We start from the raw sequence: 17847 nt of genomic DNA, 5'->3' as shown, positions 1-17847 counted from the left end.
GCGCCCTCAGCGGGTTGCACGGGCGGCCGAATCTGCCCTGGACACGGCTCGACGAGCAGCGTCCTGGGGTATTGCTGGAGTCCTCCGGCGCGGCGGCCGCCAGCTGGAGTGATCAGCCCCGGGTGACGGCGAGGATCCGGAAGCCCTTGGCGGTCGCCGTGCGCCGGACCTCCCAGGGCCCCTCGGCGGCCTCCGGCAGCGCGGTGGCGAGCCAGGACTGCAGGGTGTCCGCACCCAGGTTCTTCTGCACCACCAGCCAGGCGGTGCCGCCGGAGGCCAGGCGCGGCAGCCACAGCAGCAGCAGCTCGTGCAGCGCCTGCTTGCCGATGCGGATCGGCGGGTTCGACCAGATCGTGTCGAACCGGCGGTCGTCGGGGACGTCCTGGGGGCGCAGAGCCTCCACGCCCGTCAGACCCAGGGCCGCCGCGTTGTCGCGGGTCAGACCCAGGGAACGGTCGTTGACGTCCACGGCCGTCACCCGTGCTCCCGGCTGTCCAGCCTGAGCCATGGCGATCGCCACCGGGCCCCAGCCGCAGCCCAGGTCCAGCAGCTCGGCGCCCGTCGGATCGGGGACCTCGTCGAGCAGGATCGCGGTGCCCTTGTCCAGGCCCTTGGGGGAGAACACCCCGCCGGCGATCTCGACGGAGACCTCCCGGCCGCGCAGCTGCACCCGGATCCGCGAGCGGCGCTCCTCGTCCTGCGGAGTCGTGAAGTAGTGGGCGTCAGGGGTCTCGGACATGGGGACCATGGTAGGTCGCCGGGCGATGGGCTCGCGGCCCGGCCGCTCCCGACGGCGGCCCCGGATCCCCTGCACAGGCGCCGTCGCGGAACAAACCGCGTCCGTGCTGCGCTGTACCCTTGATCGAGCCTCTGCGGCCTCCTTCCCCGAGCCCGCACACGGCGTGTCAGACCACCCGAAAAGGATCCATGACCCACATCCCCGACAGCGGTGCCGAGCCCACCGGCACCACGCCCACCGATCAGCAGCTCGAGGACGTCGTCGCTCGGGTGCTCTCGCGCGCCCAGCAGCGCCGGGACCGGGACGGCCGGTCCGCCCCCGACGATTCCGGCTCGGAGGCAGGGACCTCCCAGGAGGCTGCCGAGGGAGCTCCGGCAGGCGGCGGGCGCCGCGATGTCCTGAGCGGACGCGCCCGCGAGCTCGCGGACCGGAGCGTGCACACCGACGCCGACGGCACCCAGATGGAGCTGTCCGAGCGGCAGTCGCTGCGCCGCGTGGCCAACCTGTCCACCGAGCTCGAGGACATCACCGAGGTCGAGTACCGCGAGCTGCGCCTGGAGAAGGTCGTGCTCGCCGGGCTGTGGACCACCGGCCCGGCCTCCGAGGCGGAGAACTCCCTGCGCGAGCTCGCGGCCCTGGCCGAGACCGCCGGCTCCGAGGTCCTCGACGGCATCATCCAGCGCCGCACCAACCCGGATCCGGCCACCTATCTGGGCTCGGGCAAGGCCCTGGAGCTCAAGGACATCGTGGCGGCCACGGGGGCGGACACCGTCGTCGTGGACGAGGAGCTGGCCCCGTCGCAGCGCCGCGCCCTGGAGGACGTCGTCAAGGTCAAGGTCATCGACCGGACCGGACTGATCCTGGACATCTTCGCCCAGCACGCCAAGTCCAAGGAGGGCAAGGCCCAGGTCGAGCTGGCCCAGCTCGAGTACATGCTCCCGCGCCTGCGCGGCTGGGGCGAGAGCCTCTCCCGCCAGGCGGGCGGTCGCGCCGCGGGCGGCGAGGGCATCGGCTCGCGCGGTCCCGGTGAGACCAAGATCGAGATGGACCGCCGCCGGATCCGCGCACGCATGGCCAAGCTGCGTCGCGAGATCGCCGCCATGAAGCCCTCGCGCGGGGCCAAGAGGCTGAACCGCCGTCGCAACTCGGTGCCCTCGGTCGCAATCGCCGGGTACACGAACGCGGGCAAGTCCTCGCTGCTCAACCGGCTCACGGATGCAGGAGTGCTCGTGGAGAACGCCCTGTTCGCCACTCTGGATCCCACGGTCCGCAAGGCCGAGACTCCGGACGGCATCGGCTACACGCTCTCGGACACGGTCGGCTTCGTGCGATCGTTGCCCACGCAGCTCGTCGAGGCCTTCCGCTCGACCCTCGAGGAGGTCGCCGACTCGGATGTGATCGTCCACGTCGTGGACGCCTCGCACCCGGATCCCGAGGGGCAGATCCGCGCGGTCCACGAGGTCCTCGCGGATATCGACGCCCTCGACCTGCCGGAGATCATCGCGCTGAACAAGGCCGATGCGGCCGACCCGTTCGTGGTGCAGCGGATGCGCAACACCCACCGCGACGTCGTCGTCGTCTCGGCCCGCACGGGCGAGGGCATCGACGAGCTCAAGCAGCGCATCTCCGAGGCGATCCCGCGCCCCGATCACGTGCTGGACCTGCTGGTCCCGTACACCGACGGCGACATCGTCTCGCGGCTGCACGGCTGGGACGCCGAGATCCTGCGCACCGAGTACCTGGGCGAGGGCACGCACCTGCTCGTGAAGGTGCGCGAGGACCTGGCCGGCGAGCTGCAGCGCTATGTGTGGCAGGACGCCCAGCAGTTCGGGCAGGGCGTGCCCGGCGACGGCACGGACGCCGCGGCCTCGGACGCAGCAGAGGCCGGCTCCGCTGAGCAGGCCGCCTCCGGCGCCGAGGCGCGCTGAGCGTGGAGGGGGCCAGCACGGGATTCCGGGATGCCTCCGGACGCCCCGTCGTGGACGTCCGCCCGGAGTCGCTGCCCGGCGGAGCCGACGCGCTGCACCTTCTGGACACGGCCGTCGAGGCCCTGGGGGGTCAGCGCCGCGACGGCCAGCGCCTGATGGCGGGCAAGGTCGCCGAGGCCCTCGAGCTGAACCGCCACCTGCTGGTCCAGGCCGGCACGGGCACCGGCAAGTCGCTGGCCTACCTGACCCCGCTGGTCCAGCACGCGCGCACGGCCGAGCGCCCCGTGGTGGTCGCCACCGCCACGCTCGCGCTGCAGTCCCAGGTGGTCGGCCGAGACGTCCCCCGCCTGCTCGACGTCCTGTCGGAGGAGCTGCCGGAGGACCTCGAGGTCGCGCTGCTCAAGGGCCGCAGCAACTACGCCTGCCTGCACAAGATCGAGGGCGGCTATCCCGAGGACGAGGGCGGCGCCCTGTTCGCCATGCCCGACGACGGCCCGCATCCCCCGGCCGCATCGAGCTCCCGCGCCGGACGGCTAGGGCTGGAGATCAAGCGCCTGCGCGAATGGGCGGAGGTCACCGATACCGGTGACCGGGACGACGTCACCCCGGGCGTCACCGACGCCGCCTGGCGGCAGGTCTCCGTCTCCGCGCGCGAGTGCCTGGGCCGCAGCTGCCCGCTCGTGGAGAGCTGCTTCGCCGAGCTCGCCAAGGCCCGGGCGGCCGAGGCCGACATCATCATCACCAATCACGCCCTGCTGGCGATCAACGCCTTCGAATCCATCCAGGTCCTGCCCGAGCACGACGTCGTGGTGGTCGACGAGGCCCACGAGCTGCGGGACCGGGTGACGGGAGCCGTCTCTGGAGCCATGTCCGCGGCCACGGTGCGCTCGGTGGCCGCCTCCGTGCGCAAGCACACCACCGCCCAGCACGAGGAGCTGGCCTCCGGGGCGGACGATCTCGAGAAGGCCCTCGAAGGCGTGCCGGCCGAGCTGCTGGCCAGGGGGCTGACCGAGCCGATGTCGGCGGCCGTCGCCCGCATCCGCGAGGCCGCACGCACCGCGCTGTCGGAGACCAAGCCCGAGTCCAAGGACGGCGGGCGCGACACGGACGGCGGCCGGCAGATGACGCGATCGCGGCTGAGCGAGACCCTCGAGCTCGCGGAGCGGCTGCTCGGCGCGCACGAGGCGCGCGAGGTGATGTGGCTGTCGCGCCAGGGCGGCTGGGAGCCCGGCCGCGGCTACGTCCCGGCCGATGACTCCGATCCGGCGACCCTCAGCATCGCGCCGCTGAACGTGGGCGGGCGCCTGCGCGAGGGCCTGTTCGAGGGCCGCACGGTCGTGCTGACCTCGGCTACCCTGACGGTGGGCGAGTCCTTCGACGCCGTGGCCGGCGATCTGGGACTCAAGGGCTCCGGCGCACCGAAGTGGGACGGCATCGACGTCGGCAGCCCCTTCGACTACCCGCGCCAGGGCATCCTCTACATGGCGAAGCACCTGGACAAGCCCGGGCGTCAGCTCTCCGACGGGATGCTGCAGGAGATCCAGGATCTGCTCGAAGCCTCCGGCGGGGGAGCCCTCGGGCTGTTCTCCTCGCGCCGAGCGGCGGAGGAGGCCGCGGAGGTGATGCGCGAGCGAACCGGCCTGTCGATCCTGTGCCAGGGCGAGTCCACGCTCAGCGCGCTCGTCTCCCAGTTCGCCGAGGAGCCGGACACGTCGCTGTTCGGGACCATGGGGCTGTGGCAGGGAGTCGACGTGCCCGGCGACTCCTGCCGTCTGGTGCTGATCGACCGCATCCCGTTCCCGCGACCGGATGATCCGCTGTCCACGGCGCGCACCCGCGCGGTCGCCGACAGCGGAGGCAACGGGTTCATGGCGATCTCGGCGACACACGCCGCTGTGCGCCTGGCCCAGGGAGCGGGTCGACTGATCCGCTCCACGAGCGATCGCGGCGCGGTGGCGGTGCTGGACTCGCGGATCGCCACGGCGCGCTACGGCGGGTTCCTGCGCGCCAGCCTGCCTCCGCTGTGGACGACGACCGACCGGAAGACCGTCCACTCGGCGCTGCAGCGGCTGCACGGCCAGGACTGAACCGGCCGGGGCAACCGCGCGCAATCCATACCTCCTGCGTTTCGATCCATGTGACTCTGGATATCAGAAGAGTCGGCTCTATCGACGAAGAAGGAGCTCATCATGGCCGATGCGCGCAGCGGCGCGGACGCAGCGGGAGGATCTCGCGGGGACAGGGGGAATCCGTCCCGGCTGCGGACGGCGGCGCGTCGACGGGCCAAGGCAGGGCAGGAGGCCCGCTCGGAGGAGCGCGCCACCGCCGAGCTGCGCTCCGAGAAGTCCCTCGGACCGCATTCCCGCAAGGCCCACCTGAGCATGCGCCCGGTGTGGCTGGGGCTGGCGATCATCGTGCTGGCCGTCGTCGTGCTGATGCCGACCCCGGACGGGCTGAGCGTCTCCGGCCAGCGGGCCCTGGGCATCCTGGCCTTCGCGGTGATCCTCTGGGTCACCGAGGCCGTGTCGTACCCCGTGAGCTCGGTGATGATCATCGGGATCATGGCCCTGCTGCTGGGGGCCTCGCCGGCACCTGACGGCTCGGGGGAGGCGCTGGGGACCAGCGATGCCCTGGGCTACGCCCTCGCCGGCTTCGGCTCCTCGGCGGTGGCGCTCGTGGCGGCGGCGCTGGCGCTGGCTGCGGGCATGCAGGCCACCGGGCTGCACAAGCGCATCGCGCTCGTGGTGATGAAGTACGCGGGGGAGAAGACCAGCCGCATCCTCATCGGAGCGATCATCATCTCGATCGTCCTGGCCTTCTTCGTCCCGTCGGCGACCGCTCGGGCCGGGGCCGTGGTCCCGATCCTCATCGGCATGGTCGCGGCCTTCGGGCTGCCGACCGAGTCCCGGCTGGGCGCGCTCATGGTCATCACCGCGGCGCAGTCGATCTCGATCTGGAACATCGGCGTGCAGACCGCCGCAGCCCAGAACCTCGTGGCCGTCGGATTCATCCAGGAGTCCATGGGGGCCACGATCTCCTGGCCGCAGTGGTTCGCCGCCGGCGCTCCCTGGGCTGCGGTGATGTCCGTGGTGCTCTACTTCGTGATGCGGGCCACCATCAAGCCCGAGGTCGACCGTCTGGAGGGCGGCCGCGAGATCGTCCAGAAGTCCCTGACGGAGCTCGGGCCCATGACCGGGGCGGAGAAGCGCCTGGCGGCTGTGGCCGTCATCCTGCTGGCCTTCTGGTCCACCCAGGGCTCGATGCACGACATCGACGCCACCACCGTGACACTGTGCGCCATCGGCGTCATGCTGCTGCCGCGCATCGGGGTCTACTCCTGGAAGACCGTGGAGGAGCTCGTGAGCTGGGGGACGCTCGTGGTCTTCGCGGTCGGCATCTCGCTGGGATCCGTGCTGCTGGAGACCGGGGCGGCGGCATGGCTGTCGGCGGCCGTGTTCGACGGGCTCGGGATCACGGGTCTGCCGGTGCTCGCGATCATCGCGATCGTCGGCGCGTTCACGATCCTGATCCACCTGGGATTCGCCTCGGCCACGTCCATGTCGAGCGCGCTGATCCCGGTGTTCATCGCCCTGGCCGTGTCGATCCCGGACCTGCCCGGCGAGGGCGTGGGCTTCGTGCTGATCATGCAGTTCCTGATCTGCTTCGGATTCCTGCTGCCGATCTCCGCCCCGCAGAACATGCTCGCCTACGGCACGGGCGCGTTCACCACGCAGCAGTTCCTGCGCACCGGCATCCCGCTGACGATCGCCGGCTATCTGCTCATCCTGCTTTTCTCGGCCACGTACTGGCAGTGGATCGGGCTGCTGTGACCGGCAGGGGATGAGCGACGAGCGGCTGAGGACGGATCCGTCCTCAGCCGCTCGTCATGGCGGTGATCTGCGTGTTCAGAGGCTGCGCAGGACCGAGACGACCTTGCCCATCACCGTGGCGTGATCGCCCAGGATCGGCTCGTACTGCGAGTTCTGAGGAAGCAGCCAGGTGTGTCCGTCGCGCTGGCGGAAGGTCTTCACCGTGGCCTCGTCGTCCAGCAGGGCCGCCACGATCTCCCCGTTCTCGGCGGTGGCCTGAGCGCGCACCACGACCCAGTCGCCGTCGCAGATGGCGGCATCGATCATGGAGTCGCCGGAGACCCGCAGCATGAACAGCTCGCCGTGGCCGGTGAGCTGGCGCGGCAGGGCCATGCGGTCCTCGACCTGCTGCTCGGCGGTGATCGGGGTGCCGGCGGCGATCCTGCCGACGAGCGGCACGAACGAGACGTCCGCGGAGCCGATCGACGGCAGGTCGTCGTCCAGCTCCGGCGCCTCCGAAGCGGCCGGAGCCTCGGCGACGGCGGAGGCGGCCTCCGCCTCGGGATCGCCGAGCAGATGCAGGGGCACCAGGACCTCGAGGGCGCGCGGGCGCTTGGGGTCGCGGCGCAGGTAGCCCTGCCGCTCGAGCTGATTGAGCTGGTGGGTCACGCTCGACAGAGACTTCAGGCCCACCAGGTCGCCGATCTCGCGCATGGACGGGGGATAGCCGTGGGCGGCGACGGCGCGCTGGATGACCTCCAGGATCGTGCGCTGCCGCGGGGTCAGGCCCTTGCGCCGGGAGGACTCGGAGCCCGTCGCCCGGGCCGTGCCGCCTGAGCCGCGCTGCGTGCGACCGGTGCCGCTGGCTGCCATGTCCGTCCTCGTCTTCCGTCGATGGGCGCCTCCGGATCGCCGGGTGCGCTGCGTGCTGGGCCGCGGCGACGCGCTCGCGCCGCGCCGTGGCCGCCTTGTGCTGTCTGAGCGGTTGCGTTGACTCGTCCTCGAGGCCCCGCCAGGGCCTCCGACCTGCACAGTCCTCCCGCTGAGGCTACGTGAGCCGGACGTCACCTTCAAACATCTGTTCGATCGTGTCTCGACACGAGTCGTACACAGGTGCTAGAAATGGTCGCAAGCAGTTCGAACATGTATTCGAGAACCGGGATCGGGTCTCGAATCCGACACAGGTTCGAACACGGGAGCGGCCACCACCCGCACCACCCGCACCGTCTGTCACCGTCCGTCCCTCGGCAAGAAGGAGTGCATCCCATGTCCGTGATCAGCACCGCTGTCCTGTCGCACTCGTCCTCCACCGGCAGCATCCCCCTCGTCAGCGCCCTGCGCAGCGGGGGCCGCGCCTTCGCGCAGGAGCTCTCCTCCGCCGTGCCCGCCCTGCGCCGACGCCCCGCTGCGCGGCTCAAGGAGTCGGAGGGGCGCCGTCCGGCTCTGCGCGTCATTCCGGGCGGTCGCGCAGCTGCACCGCAGACTCGGACCCTGCCCGCCGTGAAGGAGCCGGAGGCCTCCGCACCGGCGCGATCCGCGTCCTCGCCCATGCGCCTGACCCGCCGCGGGCGGCTGCTGCTGATCGGCCTGCCGACCATGCTCGGCGTGCTGGCCGCGGCCGCACTGCTGGTCGTGCTGATCGCACCCTCCCACGTCACCGCCGGAACCGAGCCGGCCGAGGGCCCCGGGGTCGACTCCGTGACCGTCCAGCCCGGTCAGAGCCTCTGGGAGGTCGCTCAGCAGGCCGAGCCGCAGCGCGACACCCGGGACGTCGTCCTGCAGATCGTGGAGCTCAACGAGCTGGACTCCGCCCAGGTCTCCCCGGGCCAGCAGGTGCTGGTTCCCGCGGCCTGAGCCGGAGGACGGTGGGTTCGGCCGCCGTCGGATGCTGAAGGCCCCGTCCGCGCCTCGTAGACTGTCCTGGTGACTTCTCAGAGCGCGACACCCAGCACCGAGGGCGCCACGCGAGCCGAACGGCTCGCCTCGCTTCCCCTGCGCCACGACCTGCGCGGCAAGTCCCCCTACGGGGCGCCGCAGATCGACGTCCCCATCGCCCTGAACACCAACGAGAACACGCATCCGGTGCCGCAGGACGTCCAGGACGCCATCGTCGCCGAGGTCTCGCGGGTCGTGGGAACCCTCAACCGCTACCCGGACCGCGAGTTCACGCAGCTGCGCCGCGAGCTGGCCGAATACCTGGGCCACGGCCTGGACCAGGACAACATCTGGGCCGCCAACGGCTCCAATGAGATCCTCCAGCAGCTCATGCAGGCCTTCGGCGGCCCCGGTCGTCGTGTGCTGGCCTTCGTCCCGTCCTACTCCATGTACCCGCTGCTCTCGGCCGGCACGAACACGGAGTTCATCCCGGGCGTGCGCGCCGAGGACTTCACGCTCAGCGCCGAATCGGCCGCCGCACAGGTCCGCGAGCACCGCCCGAGCATCGTGCTGCTGTGCTCGCCCAACAACCCCACGGGCACCGCGCTGGAGGACGACGTCGTCGATGCCGTCTACCGCGCCGGCGAGGAGTCGAACACCGTGGTGGTGGTCGACGAGGCCTATGCCGAGTTCTCCCGCTTCCCAGAGCGCACCGCGCTGCGCCTGCTCGAAGGCCGTCCGCGCCTGGTCGTCAGCCGCACCATGTCCAAGGCCTTCGCCCTGGCCGGGGCGCGGATCGGCTACTTCGCCGCCGCACCGGAGATCGCCGATGCCGTGCGTCTGGTGCGCCTGCCGTATCACCTCTCCGCGGTGACCCAGGCGACCGCTCTGGCGGCGCTGCGCCATCGCACGACTCTGCTCGCCGACGTCGCCGACATCCGCATGCAGCGCGACCGGATCGTCGATGACCTCAAGCGGATGGAGCTGGACCCGGCGGAATCGGACTCCAACTTCGTGTTCTTCGGCGGCGGCATCGACGCCCCGGCCCTGTGGCAGGACCTGCTGGATCGAGGCGTCCTGATCCGCGACGTCGGCATCCCCGGGCACCTGCGCGTCACCGCCGGCACCGAGGAGGAGACCACCGCGTTCCTCGACGGCGTCCGCGCGCACCTGGAGGACCGGTCCGCCGCTGCGAGGGACTCCGAGACAGAGCAGGACCCCGCGAACCGCTGAACCGCCCGCCGCTGACGCCCTCGCACGTCGGCCCGGCACAGAATCCCATCCCGCCGCAGGAGGCCCCATCATGAGCGATCAGCCCACCACCGCAGCGAGCGACGGCGCACGCACCGCCTCGCTCGAGCGCGTGACGTCGGAATCCAGCATCCGCGTCGAGCTGAACCTGGACGGCACCGGCCAGCACTCCATCTCGACCAGCGTGCCGTTCTACGACCACATGCTCACGGCGCTGTCCAAGCACTCGCTGATCGACCTGACGGTCCAGGCCACCGGCGACACCCACATTGACGTCCACCACGTCGTGGAGGACACCGCGATCGTGATCGGCGAGTGCCTGCGCACCGCCCTCGGCGACAAGCGCGGGATCGCACGCTTCGGGGAGGCCTCCGTGCCGCTGGACGAGGCGCTGGCCCACGCGGTCGTCGACGTCTCCGGGCGCCCGTACTGCGTGCACGTCGGCGAGCCCGAGGGCCAGCAGTACCACTTGATCGGCGGGCACTTCACCGGCTCCATGACCCAGCACGTCTTCGAGTCGCTGACTCATCACGCCGGGATCTGCCTGCACATGGAGCTGGTGCGCGGGCGGGATCCGCATCACATCGTCGAGGCCCAGTTCAAGGCCCTGGCCCGTGCGCTACGCGCCGCCGTCGAGCCGGACCCGCGCGTCACCGGCATCCCCTCGACCAAGGGCGCGCTGTGATCCGCCGCCCGGAGGACGCGGTCGACGACAAGGGCCGCACGATCCCCGCGCCGCACACGGTGGGGGAGCCGCTGCCGCAGGAGCCGGCCTCGTCGGCGCCGTCCGTGGTCGTGCTCGACTACGGGGCCGGCAACGTCCGCTCGGCCGTCCGCGCGCTCGAGGAGGCCGGTGCCCGCGTCCTGCTCACGCGCGACCCGGAGCTGGTCTCCGGCGCCGACGGCCTGCTCGTTCCCGGAGTGGGCGCCTATCAGGCGGTGGCCGAGGGGCTGCGCGAGATCGGCGCGGTGCGCCTGATCGAGCGCCGGCTCATGGGCGGGCGACCGGTCCTGGGCATCTGCGTCGGACTGCAGGTCCTGTTCGAGCGCGGAGTCGAGCACGGCACGGAGACCGAGGGCCTGGGCCAGTGGCCGGGCACGGTCGAGCGCCTGGACGCCCCGATCGTCCCGCACATGGGCTGGAACACGGTCGAGCCGCCCGAGTCCAGCGTGCTCTTCCGCGGCATCGAGCAGGAGCGCTTCTACTTCGTGCACTCCTTCGGCGTGCTGAAGTGGGAGTTCGAGCAGAACAGCGAGCACATGCTCCCGCCGCAGGTCACCTGGTCGCGCCACGGAAGCCCCTTCATCGCCGCTGTGGAGAACGGGGCACTGTCCGCCACGCAGTTCCACCCGGAGAAGTCGGGCCAGGCGGGACTCCAGCTGCTGCGCAACTGGCTCGAGACGCTGCCGCGCACGGGCCGACTGGACGCGGCCCTCGCCGCGCGGGACGCGCAGACCGCTGGTCATGAGGAGAGCGACGCATGAGCTGGGCCGTCATCGTGATGGCGCTGGGAGCCTTCATGGCCGGAGGCACCTACTCGTTCCACAAGCAGGGCTTCCCGCGCTACACCGTCGTGATCATGGGGGTCATCGCCGCCGCCCTGATCATCTACGGCGCCTTCGCCTGGTACACAGGCAGCCGCGGCTGAGCGCCCCCCCCCGAGACATCCGCATTCGATCGAGGAGAGCAATGACCGAAAACACGAACCACGCCGAGCAGACCGGCCCGCGCCTCGAGCTGCTGCCCGCGGTGGACGTCCGCGACGGCCAGGCCGTGCGCCTCGTCCAGGGGGAGTCCGGCTCCGAGACCGGCTACGGCGATCCGCTGGAGGCCGCGCAGGCCTGGCAGGACGCAGGGGCCGAGTGGCTGCACCTGGTCGATCTGGATGCCGCATTCGGCACCGGGGACAACATCGACGTCCTCACGAGCGTGGCCCGGTCGCTGTCGCTGAAGATCGAGATGTCCGGAGGCATCCGCGACGACGCCTCCCTCGAGCGAGCGCTGTCGCTCGAGCCGGCCCGGATCAATCTGGGCACCGCCGCGCTCGAGGATCCCGAGTGGACCCGACGGGTCATCGCCGAGCACGGAGACGTCATCGCCGTGGGCCTGGACGTGCGCGGCACCACGCTGGCCGCCCGCGGCTGGACCCAGGAGGGCGGGGACCTGTGGGAGGTGCTCGAGCGCCTCGAGGCCGACGGCTGCTCCCGCTACGTCGTCACCGACGTCACCAAGGACGGCACGCTGAAGGGCCCGAATGTCGAGCTGCTGCAGCAGGTCGCGCAGCGCACGGGCAAGCCCGTCGTGGCCTCCGGCGGCATCGCTTCGCTCGAGGACATCGCCGCGCTGCGCCGCCTGGTCAGCTCGGGTGTGGAGGGCGCGATCATGGGCAAGGCCCTCTATGCCGGGCGCTTCACGCTCGAGCAGGCCCTGGATGTCGCGGGACGCCCGGAGGTCTGAGCCCGTGAGCAGTGCTCGGCCGAACGACGACCCTCCGACTCCGCGAGGGCCCGCGCGCGAGCTTCCCTCGCACATCCAGGCGCAGCTGCGCTCGGCAGGCGGGCAGACCGACACCGGGGGACAGCCGTGGCAGGGCCGCGACCTGGAGCACGGTCACGGTCATCTCTTCCCGGGCGACAGCGGCGCAGTCGACGCCGCGCTGGAGTCGGCCCTGGCGGCGCGCTCGCGGGGAGAAGCCGATGAGGCGGAGGTCGTCGCCGCGCTCGCAGCCGCCCGGGTCTTCGTGCCGGTGGTCGCCGAGGTCTCGGCCAGCACCGTCACCGACGAGGGGCTGGTGGCCGACAAGGAAGCGGACATGGCGCTGGTGCGGCTGTCCTCTCGCAGCGGTCGCAGTGTTCAGCCGGTCTTCGGCTCGGACGTCGAGGTCACGCAGTGGCACCGCCAGGCGCGGCCGGTGGCCGCCGATGCGCGGCGGGCCGCTCTGGCTGCCGTCCAGGACGGCGCCCAGATGCTCGTGCTGAATCCCGGCTCGGAAGCGCCCTTCGTGGTGCGCCGCCCGGCGCTGTGGGCGGTCGCCCAGGGGATCGAGTGGACGCCGAGCTACGACTCGCAGGAGGTCTCCCGGGCGGTGCTCGATGCCGCTCTGGGACTGCCCGGTGTGGCCGGGGCCCACGTGCGGCGGGGCCGCGGCGCGGACACCCCGCTGAGCGGGGGAGGGTCGCTGCCCGGCGGGGGCGAGGGCCCGGAGCTGACCGCCGTGCTCGAGCTGCTGCCAGGACTGGACCAGGGGCAGCTCGACGGTCTGGTCCGGGCCTTCCAGGACAGGCTCTCCCAGCACACCGTGGTGGCCGAGAAGGTCGACAGCCTCGAGGTGGCGCTGGAGGCCCTCGAGATCTGACGCGCCCGGCGGGTCAGCTCAGGAGAAGACGGGGCCCGTGAACTTCTCGCCGGGGCCCTGACCGGGCTTGTCCGGGTAGGTCGACGCCTCGCGGAAGGCCAGCTGCAGCGTGCGCAGGCCGTCGCGCAGCGGGCCCGCGTGCTGCGAGCCGATCTCCGGCGCTGCGGCGGTGACGAAGCCGGCCAGCGCCGTGATCAGCTTGCGGGCCTCGTCGAGGTCCTTGAGCGCCTCGGCATCCGGGCCCTCGGCCAGGCCGCACTTCACGGCGGCGGCGGACATGAGGTGCACCGCAGACGTCGTGATGACCTCGATCGCGGGGACCTCGGCGATGTCGCGGACCTGCTGGGTGACGGCGTCCAGGGCCTCCTGGCTCAGCGGGCTGCCCTCATGCGGCTCCTGGGCATGGTCGTGATCGGCATGCTCGGGCTGCGCGGAATCCTGGGCGGGCTGCTGCGCTGCGGCCCGGGCGTCGTCGTCCGAGGCGCCGTCGAAGCGGAAGGTGCTCTGAGAAGTCATGGCCCCAGCCTAGGTGCTGAGGGCGATCACGTCGGCGACGCATGCTCCGCCGGCCCGGGCCCCTGCCCGCACGAGCCCCGTCCGAGCGGTTCGGCCATCGACTGACCGAACTCATCACAGGTGTTGCGATAGCCCCTTGAGACCGCCCCTCCGTGCGCACGCTGGGAGGCCACTCGAGTCGCCCACGATCTCAGACGCACTTCAGCGGGCCACTCGATGGGCTCGGCTGGATCGACGTCACGCTTCCGAGGCCGTCGAGGCGGACCTCGGGGCAGCGTGGAGGCTGCGGTGTCGGCTCGCTGTTGCAGCAGCACCGGTCATGCGGCCGGGGTGTGCGCCGAGGCAGGGTCGGTGTACGCACCGGCGCCCTGGCCGATCCGTCGATTCCTCGGCACCGAATCTCGCGCGTGGCCGGATCCTGCCCGCCGCAGCGTCATCGTGTCCCGGGGAGAAGCTTTCGTGTATGATGTTCGGCAGTGTGCAAGCGGAGGTGACTCCCACCCGCGCTGACCGCGATCTCAGGATCGACAGGGTCTCCGGGTCAAGACGACGCAGCAGCGTCCGCGCCGTGCCAGCAGAGATGCTGTCGGCGTCCCCGTTCGATCGGGGGATCGGTGGTTGCCGATCCGGATGCCTCGGCCTCCGCTTGCCCTGGGCAGCGGAGGCTTTTTCGTTGCCATCCGCACCAGGGCGCGGAGCTCGAGCACAGCTCGGGGGCCGTCGCCGCAGATCGCCGGATCAGACCGGCACGACTATCTCAGGAGCAGAGCATCAGCGATCCACGCATCAATGAGAAGATTCGCGTCCCCGAGGTCCGCCTTGTCGGGCCGGCGGGCGAGCAGGTCGGCATCGTCCGCGTCGAGGACGCCATGCGACTGGCCCGTGAATCCGATTTGGATCTGGTTGAGGTCGCCCCCACCGCCAAGCCGCCCGTCGCCAAGCTGATGGACTTCGGCAAGTACAAGTACGAGGCGGCGGTGAAGGCGCGCGAGTCGCGCAAGAACCAGTCGAACACGAGCCTCAAGGAGGTTCGGTTCCGCCTGAAGATCGATGACCACGACTACGAGACCAAGGTCGGGCACGCCAAGCGCTTCCTGACCGAGGGCGACAAGGTCAAGGCCATGATCCAGTTCCGCGGCCGCGAGCAGTCGCGTCCGGAGATGGGCGTGCGCCTGCTCGGCAAGCTGGCCGAGGACCTGGAGGAGTTCGGCCAGGTCGAGTCCAGCCCGCGCCAGGACGGCCGCAACATGGTCATGGTCCTCGGTCCGCTGAAGACCAAGTCCGAGGCCAAGTCGGCTGCCCGCCGCGCCAAGGAGGCGGAGTCCGATCAGGAGAGCCGTCTTCCCTCGAAGGTGAAGTCCTCCCGTCGCGATCGCGAGCGCGATGCTCGTGAGTCCGGCGCTCCGGCCACCGGCGATGCCGAGAACCCGCTGCCCGTGGGCGGCAGCTCGATCGGGGAGTCGATCCCCGAGGAGCTGCGCGCGCTGGCTTCGGCCAAGTTCGAGGTGCCCGAGGGCGCCCCGCCGCTGAAGGTCTCCGAGGATCAGCCGCCCGTCGTGCTGCCCAAGGAGGACAAGCGCGAGCCCCGCGGCGGCGGTCGCGGTCGCCAGGGCGGGCCCCGCTCGAACGATCGCGGCGGCTCAGATCGCGGATCCGATCGCGGCGGCCGTCCCTCCGGCGGCTCGGGTCGGCCCTCGTCGGGCCGCCCGGACTCCGGTGGCGCCTCGCGCCCCAGCGGCGGTCGTCCGTCCTCGTCGGGTCCGCGCACCGGCTCGGAGTCGTCCAGGCCCCCGCGCTCGACCTCCGGGACCCCGCGTCCGGCCTCGAGCTCGCAGGGCTCCGGGCAGGGCGGTTCGCCCCGTCCGGCCGGCGGCCCGGGCCGACCCTCGGCACCGCGCCCGTCGGGCGCCCCGACCCCGGATCGACGCCCAGGCCCGCACCCAAGCCGGGAACGGCGCCCAAGCCGGGCGGCGGACCCAAGCCGGGTGGAGCGCCCAAGCCGGGCGGACCCAAGCCGGGGCAGTGACCCCGCTGCCCTGACATGAAAGCTTCGACCCGGTCCCGCTGGACGGGACCGGGTCGGTGACCGCGGAGTCGTCGGCTCACCCAGCCGATGACCCAGACCAGGCCGCCCCAGAGGCGGCGCACCGCGACAGCGGTGAGACCGACAGCAAGGAGACGGCCCACCATGCCGAAGATGAAGACCCACTCGGGTGCCAAGAAGCGCTTCAAGATCACGGGTTCGGGCAAGGTCAAGCGCCAGCAGGCCAACCGCCGCCACTACCTCGAGCACAAGTCCTCGCGCCTGACCCGCCGCCTCGCCGGCGACAAGATCGTGGCCCCGGGCGATGCCAAGGTCGTGAAGAAGATGCTCGGCCGCTGAGCCGAAGCACCTCGCAGAACATCCGCTGACGGTCTCGCCGCAGCACCCCTGAACACCGAGCGACCCCCGGCCAGGACCGGGACGAGTCGCTCCCGCACCGAAGGAGCACACACGTGGCACGTGTGAAGAGGGCGCTCAACGCCCACAAGAAGCGTCGTACGACCCTGGAGATGGCCTCCGGCTACCGCGGACAGCGCTCGCGCCTGTACCGCAAGGCCAAGGAGCAGGTCCTCCACTCGTACACCTACAACTACGATCACCGCCGCACCCGCAAGGGCGACTTCCGCCGGCTGTGGATCCAGCGCATCAACGCCGCCGCTCGCGCTCAGGGCCTGACCTACAACCGCTTCATCCAGGGCCTGAAGGCCGCTGAGGTCGAGGTCGACCGCCGCATGCTGGCCGAGCTGGCCGTCAACGACGCCCCCGCGTTCAACGCGCTCGTCGAGATCGCCAAGAAGAACCTGCCCGCGGACACCTCCGCTCCGCGCTCCGACGCGGCCTGATCCCGCTTCGAGCGTGAGCATCGCGCAGCGCCTCGCCGACTCCGCGCTGATCAATCCCGGTTCCGACCGGGTGCGATCGGTCGCGGGACTGGCGAGGCGCTCTGCGCGTTCCAGGGCCGGTCGATTCCTCGCCGAGGGCCCGCAGTGCGTCCGCGAGGCCCTGCGCGCGCACCTGGGGGAGTTCGAGTCCCTCGTGCCTGCACCTCGGGACGGGGTGATCGACGCCCTCTACATCACCGAGCGCGCGCTGCAGCGCCACCCGGACATCGATCAGCTCGTCGAGCGCGTGCTCCAGGCCGAGGGCTCCCCGCGGGTCTTCGTGCGCATGGTCTCCGACGAGGTCCTTGCGGCCATGTCGGATGCCGAGCACCCGCAGGGCGTGCTCGCGGTGTGCCGGATCCCCGAGCTGACCTGGGCGCAGGTCGCCGAGCGTCGGCCCCGCCTGGTGGCGGTCATGTGCCGCGTGCAGGACCCCGGCAATGCCGGGACCGTGCTGCGCGCCGCTGATGCCGCCGGCGCCGATGCCGTGGTGCTCACCGCCGGATCGGTGGACCTGCACAACCCCAAGGTGGTGCGCTCGACCGCCGGCTCCCTGTTCCATCTGCCCGTGCTCACCGGCCTGGATCCGGCCGAGCTGGTCGGCCGCCCCGTGAGCGATGCCGCAGGCGGTGAGCTGCAGGTGCTGGCCGCGGACGGCTACGGCGCCCTGGATCTGGATGAGCTGCAGGATGCTTCGGCAGCTGGCCGGGAGGCGGCTGTCGAGCTGGCGCGCCCCACGGCATGGCTCTTCGGCAATGAGGCGCAGGGGCTGTCCGAGCAGGAGAAGGCCCTGGCCTCCCACCGCGTGGCGGTGCCGCTGCACGGGGCCGCCGAGTCGCTCAACGTGGGGACGGCGGCCACCCTGTGCCTCTACGCCTCCGCCCGCGCTCAGCGCCGCACCGCCGAGGGCGCCGCATGAGCCTGCGGCACGACGACGAGCGCACGTTCCGCACCCAGGTCGTGGCCGCCGCGCTGCTGGACGACCCGCACCGGCCCCAGCGGCTGATCGCGGCCCAGCGTGCCTATCCGGAGTCCCTGCGCGGGCTGTGGGAGCTGCCCGGAGGCAAGCAGGAGCCGGGGGAGACGGTCCAGGAGGCGCTGCACCGGGAGTGCCGGGAGGAGCTGGGTGTGCGGATCCGCCTGCTCGAGGAGGTCCCCGGACCTCATCGGCAGGGATGGCCGCTCAGCGAGTCGGCCGCCATGCGCGTGTGGACGGCCGTCGTCGTCGGAGCCGCGGAGGAGCAGGAAGCGGACGCCGACGCCCTGGGCACGGGCCGTCAGCCCGAGGGCGCGGATCATCTCGAGCTGCGCTGGGTGCGCATCGGCCCGGAGCCGATCGAGGGCCTCCAGGAGGCCGAGGCCCTGCCGTGGATCCCCGCGGACCTGCCGATCCTGGACGGCATCCGACGTCACCTGTCCGGCTGAGCAGGCGGCCGGCGACCCATGCG

Annotated in this window: 18 protein-coding genes; 15 read left to right on the top strand and 3 right to left on the bottom strand. The window is 71.7% G+C overall.

Features of this window, described 5'->3' with window-relative positions; genetic code table 11:
* Positions 1–112: 112 nt before the first annotated feature.
* Positions 113–748, bottom strand: a complete 636-nt coding sequence (locus tag OVA15_RS05985) for a class I SAM-dependent methyltransferase (protein WP_268143745.1) — start codon at positions 746–748, stop codon at positions 113–115.
* Positions 749–927: 179 nt separating this feature from the next.
* Here OVA15_RS05985 and hflX point away from each other — a divergent pair, with 179 nt between their 5' ends.
* The 3 genes from hflX to OVA15_RS05970 all read left to right on the top strand — a co-directional run bounded on the left by hflX (position 928) and on the right by OVA15_RS05970 (position 6497).
* A complete protein-coding gene (hflX, locus tag OVA15_RS05980) occupies positions 928–2667 on the top strand; it encodes a GTPase HflX (RefSeq protein ID WP_268143743.1) in 1740 nt (579 codons plus the stop codon).
* Between the two features lie 2 nt (positions 2668–2669).
* Positions 2670–4754, top strand: coding sequence for an ATP-dependent DNA helicase (locus tag OVA15_RS05975; RefSeq protein WP_326493263.1), 2085 nt, complete (start codon positions 2670–2672; stop codon positions 4752–4754).
* A gap of 102 nt (positions 4755–4856) precedes the next feature.
* Positions 4857–6497 (top strand): DASS family sodium-coupled anion symporter, encoded by a 1641-nt coding sequence (locus OVA15_RS05970; RefSeq protein WP_268143741.1) that lies wholly within the window; start codon positions 4857–4859, stop codon positions 6495–6497.
* A gap of 75 nt (positions 6498–6572) precedes the next feature.
* Here the strand turns inward: OVA15_RS05970 and lexA are convergent, their stop codons facing one another.
* Complete coding sequence (gene lexA / locus OVA15_RS05965; protein ID WP_235586845.1) at positions 6573–7349, bottom strand: transcriptional repressor LexA; 777 nt, start codon at positions 7347–7349, stop codon at positions 6573–6575.
* A gap of 393 nt (positions 7350–7742) precedes the next feature.
* Here lexA and OVA15_RS05960 point away from each other — a divergent pair, with 393 nt between their 5' ends.
* From OVA15_RS05960 to OVA15_RS05930, 7 genes are all read left to right on the top strand, one after another.
* Positions 7743–8330: a LysM peptidoglycan-binding domain-containing protein gene (locus tag OVA15_RS05960; RefSeq protein ID WP_006214513.1), complete on the top strand. Its 588-nt coding sequence runs from the start codon at positions 7743–7745 to the stop codon at positions 8328–8330.
* 69 nt (positions 8331–8399) lie between these two features.
* Positions 8400–9584, top strand: a complete 1185-nt coding sequence (locus tag OVA15_RS05955) for a histidinol-phosphate transaminase (RefSeq protein ID WP_204781970.1) — start codon at positions 8400–8402, stop codon at positions 9582–9584.
* A 70-nt stretch (positions 9585–9654) separates the two neighbouring features.
* Positions 9655–10287 (top strand): imidazoleglycerol-phosphate dehydratase HisB, encoded by a 633-nt coding sequence (hisB, locus tag OVA15_RS05950; RefSeq protein WP_006214515.1) that lies wholly within the window; start codon positions 9655–9657, stop codon positions 10285–10287.
* A gap of 41 nt (positions 10288–10328) precedes the next feature.
* The gene (gene hisH, locus OVA15_RS05945) at positions 10329–11087 is read left to right on the top strand and encodes an imidazole glycerol phosphate synthase subunit HisH (RefSeq protein ID WP_268145619.1); all 759 of its coding nucleotides are present in this window, start codon (positions 10329–10331) and stop codon (positions 11085–11087) included.
* Positions 11084–11251 (top strand): DUF945 domain-containing protein, encoded by a 168-nt coding sequence (locus OVA15_RS05940; RefSeq protein ID WP_137803089.1) that lies wholly within the window; start codon positions 11084–11086, stop codon positions 11249–11251. The genes hisH and OVA15_RS05940 overlap by 4 nt, the downstream gene beginning before the upstream one ends.
* Before the next feature lie 41 nt (positions 11252–11292).
* Positions 11293–12060, top strand: coding sequence for a bifunctional 1-(5-phosphoribosyl)-5-((5-phosphoribosylamino)methylideneamino)imidazole-4-carboxamide isomerase/phosphoribosylanthranilate isomerase PriA (priA, locus tag OVA15_RS05935; RefSeq protein WP_024290180.1), 768 nt, complete (start codon positions 11293–11295; stop codon positions 12058–12060).
* 4 nt (positions 12061–12064) lie between these two features.
* Positions 12065–12958, top strand: coding sequence for an SseB family protein (locus OVA15_RS05930; protein ID WP_268143735.1), 894 nt, complete (start codon positions 12065–12067; stop codon positions 12956–12958).
* A gap of 18 nt (positions 12959–12976) precedes the next feature.
* Here the strand turns inward: OVA15_RS05930 and OVA15_RS05925 are convergent, their stop codons facing one another.
* A complete protein-coding gene (locus OVA15_RS05925) occupies positions 12977–13474 on the bottom strand; it encodes a DUF1844 domain-containing protein (RefSeq protein ID WP_061711563.1) in 498 nt (165 codons plus the stop codon).
* Positions 13475–14088: 614 nt separating this feature from the next.
* Between OVA15_RS05925 and infC the strand changes: the two genes are divergently transcribed.
* From infC to OVA15_RS05900, 5 genes are all read left to right on the top strand, one after another.
* Entirely contained in the window at positions 14089–15519 is a 1431-nt protein-coding gene (gene infC / locus OVA15_RS05920) for a translation initiation factor IF-3 (RefSeq protein ID WP_268143733.1), read from the top strand.
* Positions 15520–15662: 143 nt separating this feature from the next.
* Positions 15663–15857 (top strand): 50S ribosomal protein L35, encoded by a 195-nt coding sequence (rpmI, locus tag OVA15_RS05915; RefSeq protein ID WP_006214522.1) that lies wholly within the window; start codon positions 15663–15665, stop codon positions 15855–15857.
* 113 nt (positions 15858–15970) lie between these two features.
* Positions 15971–16360 carry a 50S ribosomal protein L20 gene (rplT, locus tag OVA15_RS05910; protein ID WP_006214523.1) on the top strand — a complete coding sequence of 130 codons (390 nt, stop codon included), beginning with the start codon at positions 15971–15973 and terminating at the stop codon, positions 16358–16360.
* A 13-nt stretch (positions 16361–16373) separates the two neighbouring features.
* The gene (locus OVA15_RS05905) at positions 16374–17318 is read left to right on the top strand and encodes a TrmH family RNA methyltransferase (protein WP_268143731.1); all 945 of its coding nucleotides are present in this window, start codon (positions 16374–16376) and stop codon (positions 17316–17318) included.
* Positions 17315–17824 carry an NUDIX domain-containing protein gene (locus OVA15_RS05900; protein WP_268143729.1) on the top strand — a complete coding sequence of 170 codons (510 nt, stop codon included), beginning with the start codon at positions 17315–17317 and terminating at the stop codon, positions 17822–17824. The genes OVA15_RS05905 and OVA15_RS05900 overlap by 4 nt, the downstream gene beginning before the upstream one ends.
* The last annotated feature ends 23 nt before the right edge of the window (positions 17825–17847 follow it).

It is taken from the genome of Kocuria sp. SL71 (genome assembly GCF_026672465.1).
Lineage (GTDB): Bacteria > Actinomycetota > Actinomycetes > Actinomycetales > Micrococcaceae > Kocuria > Kocuria palustris.
This window is presented reverse-complemented; position numbering and strand designations above follow the sequence as displayed.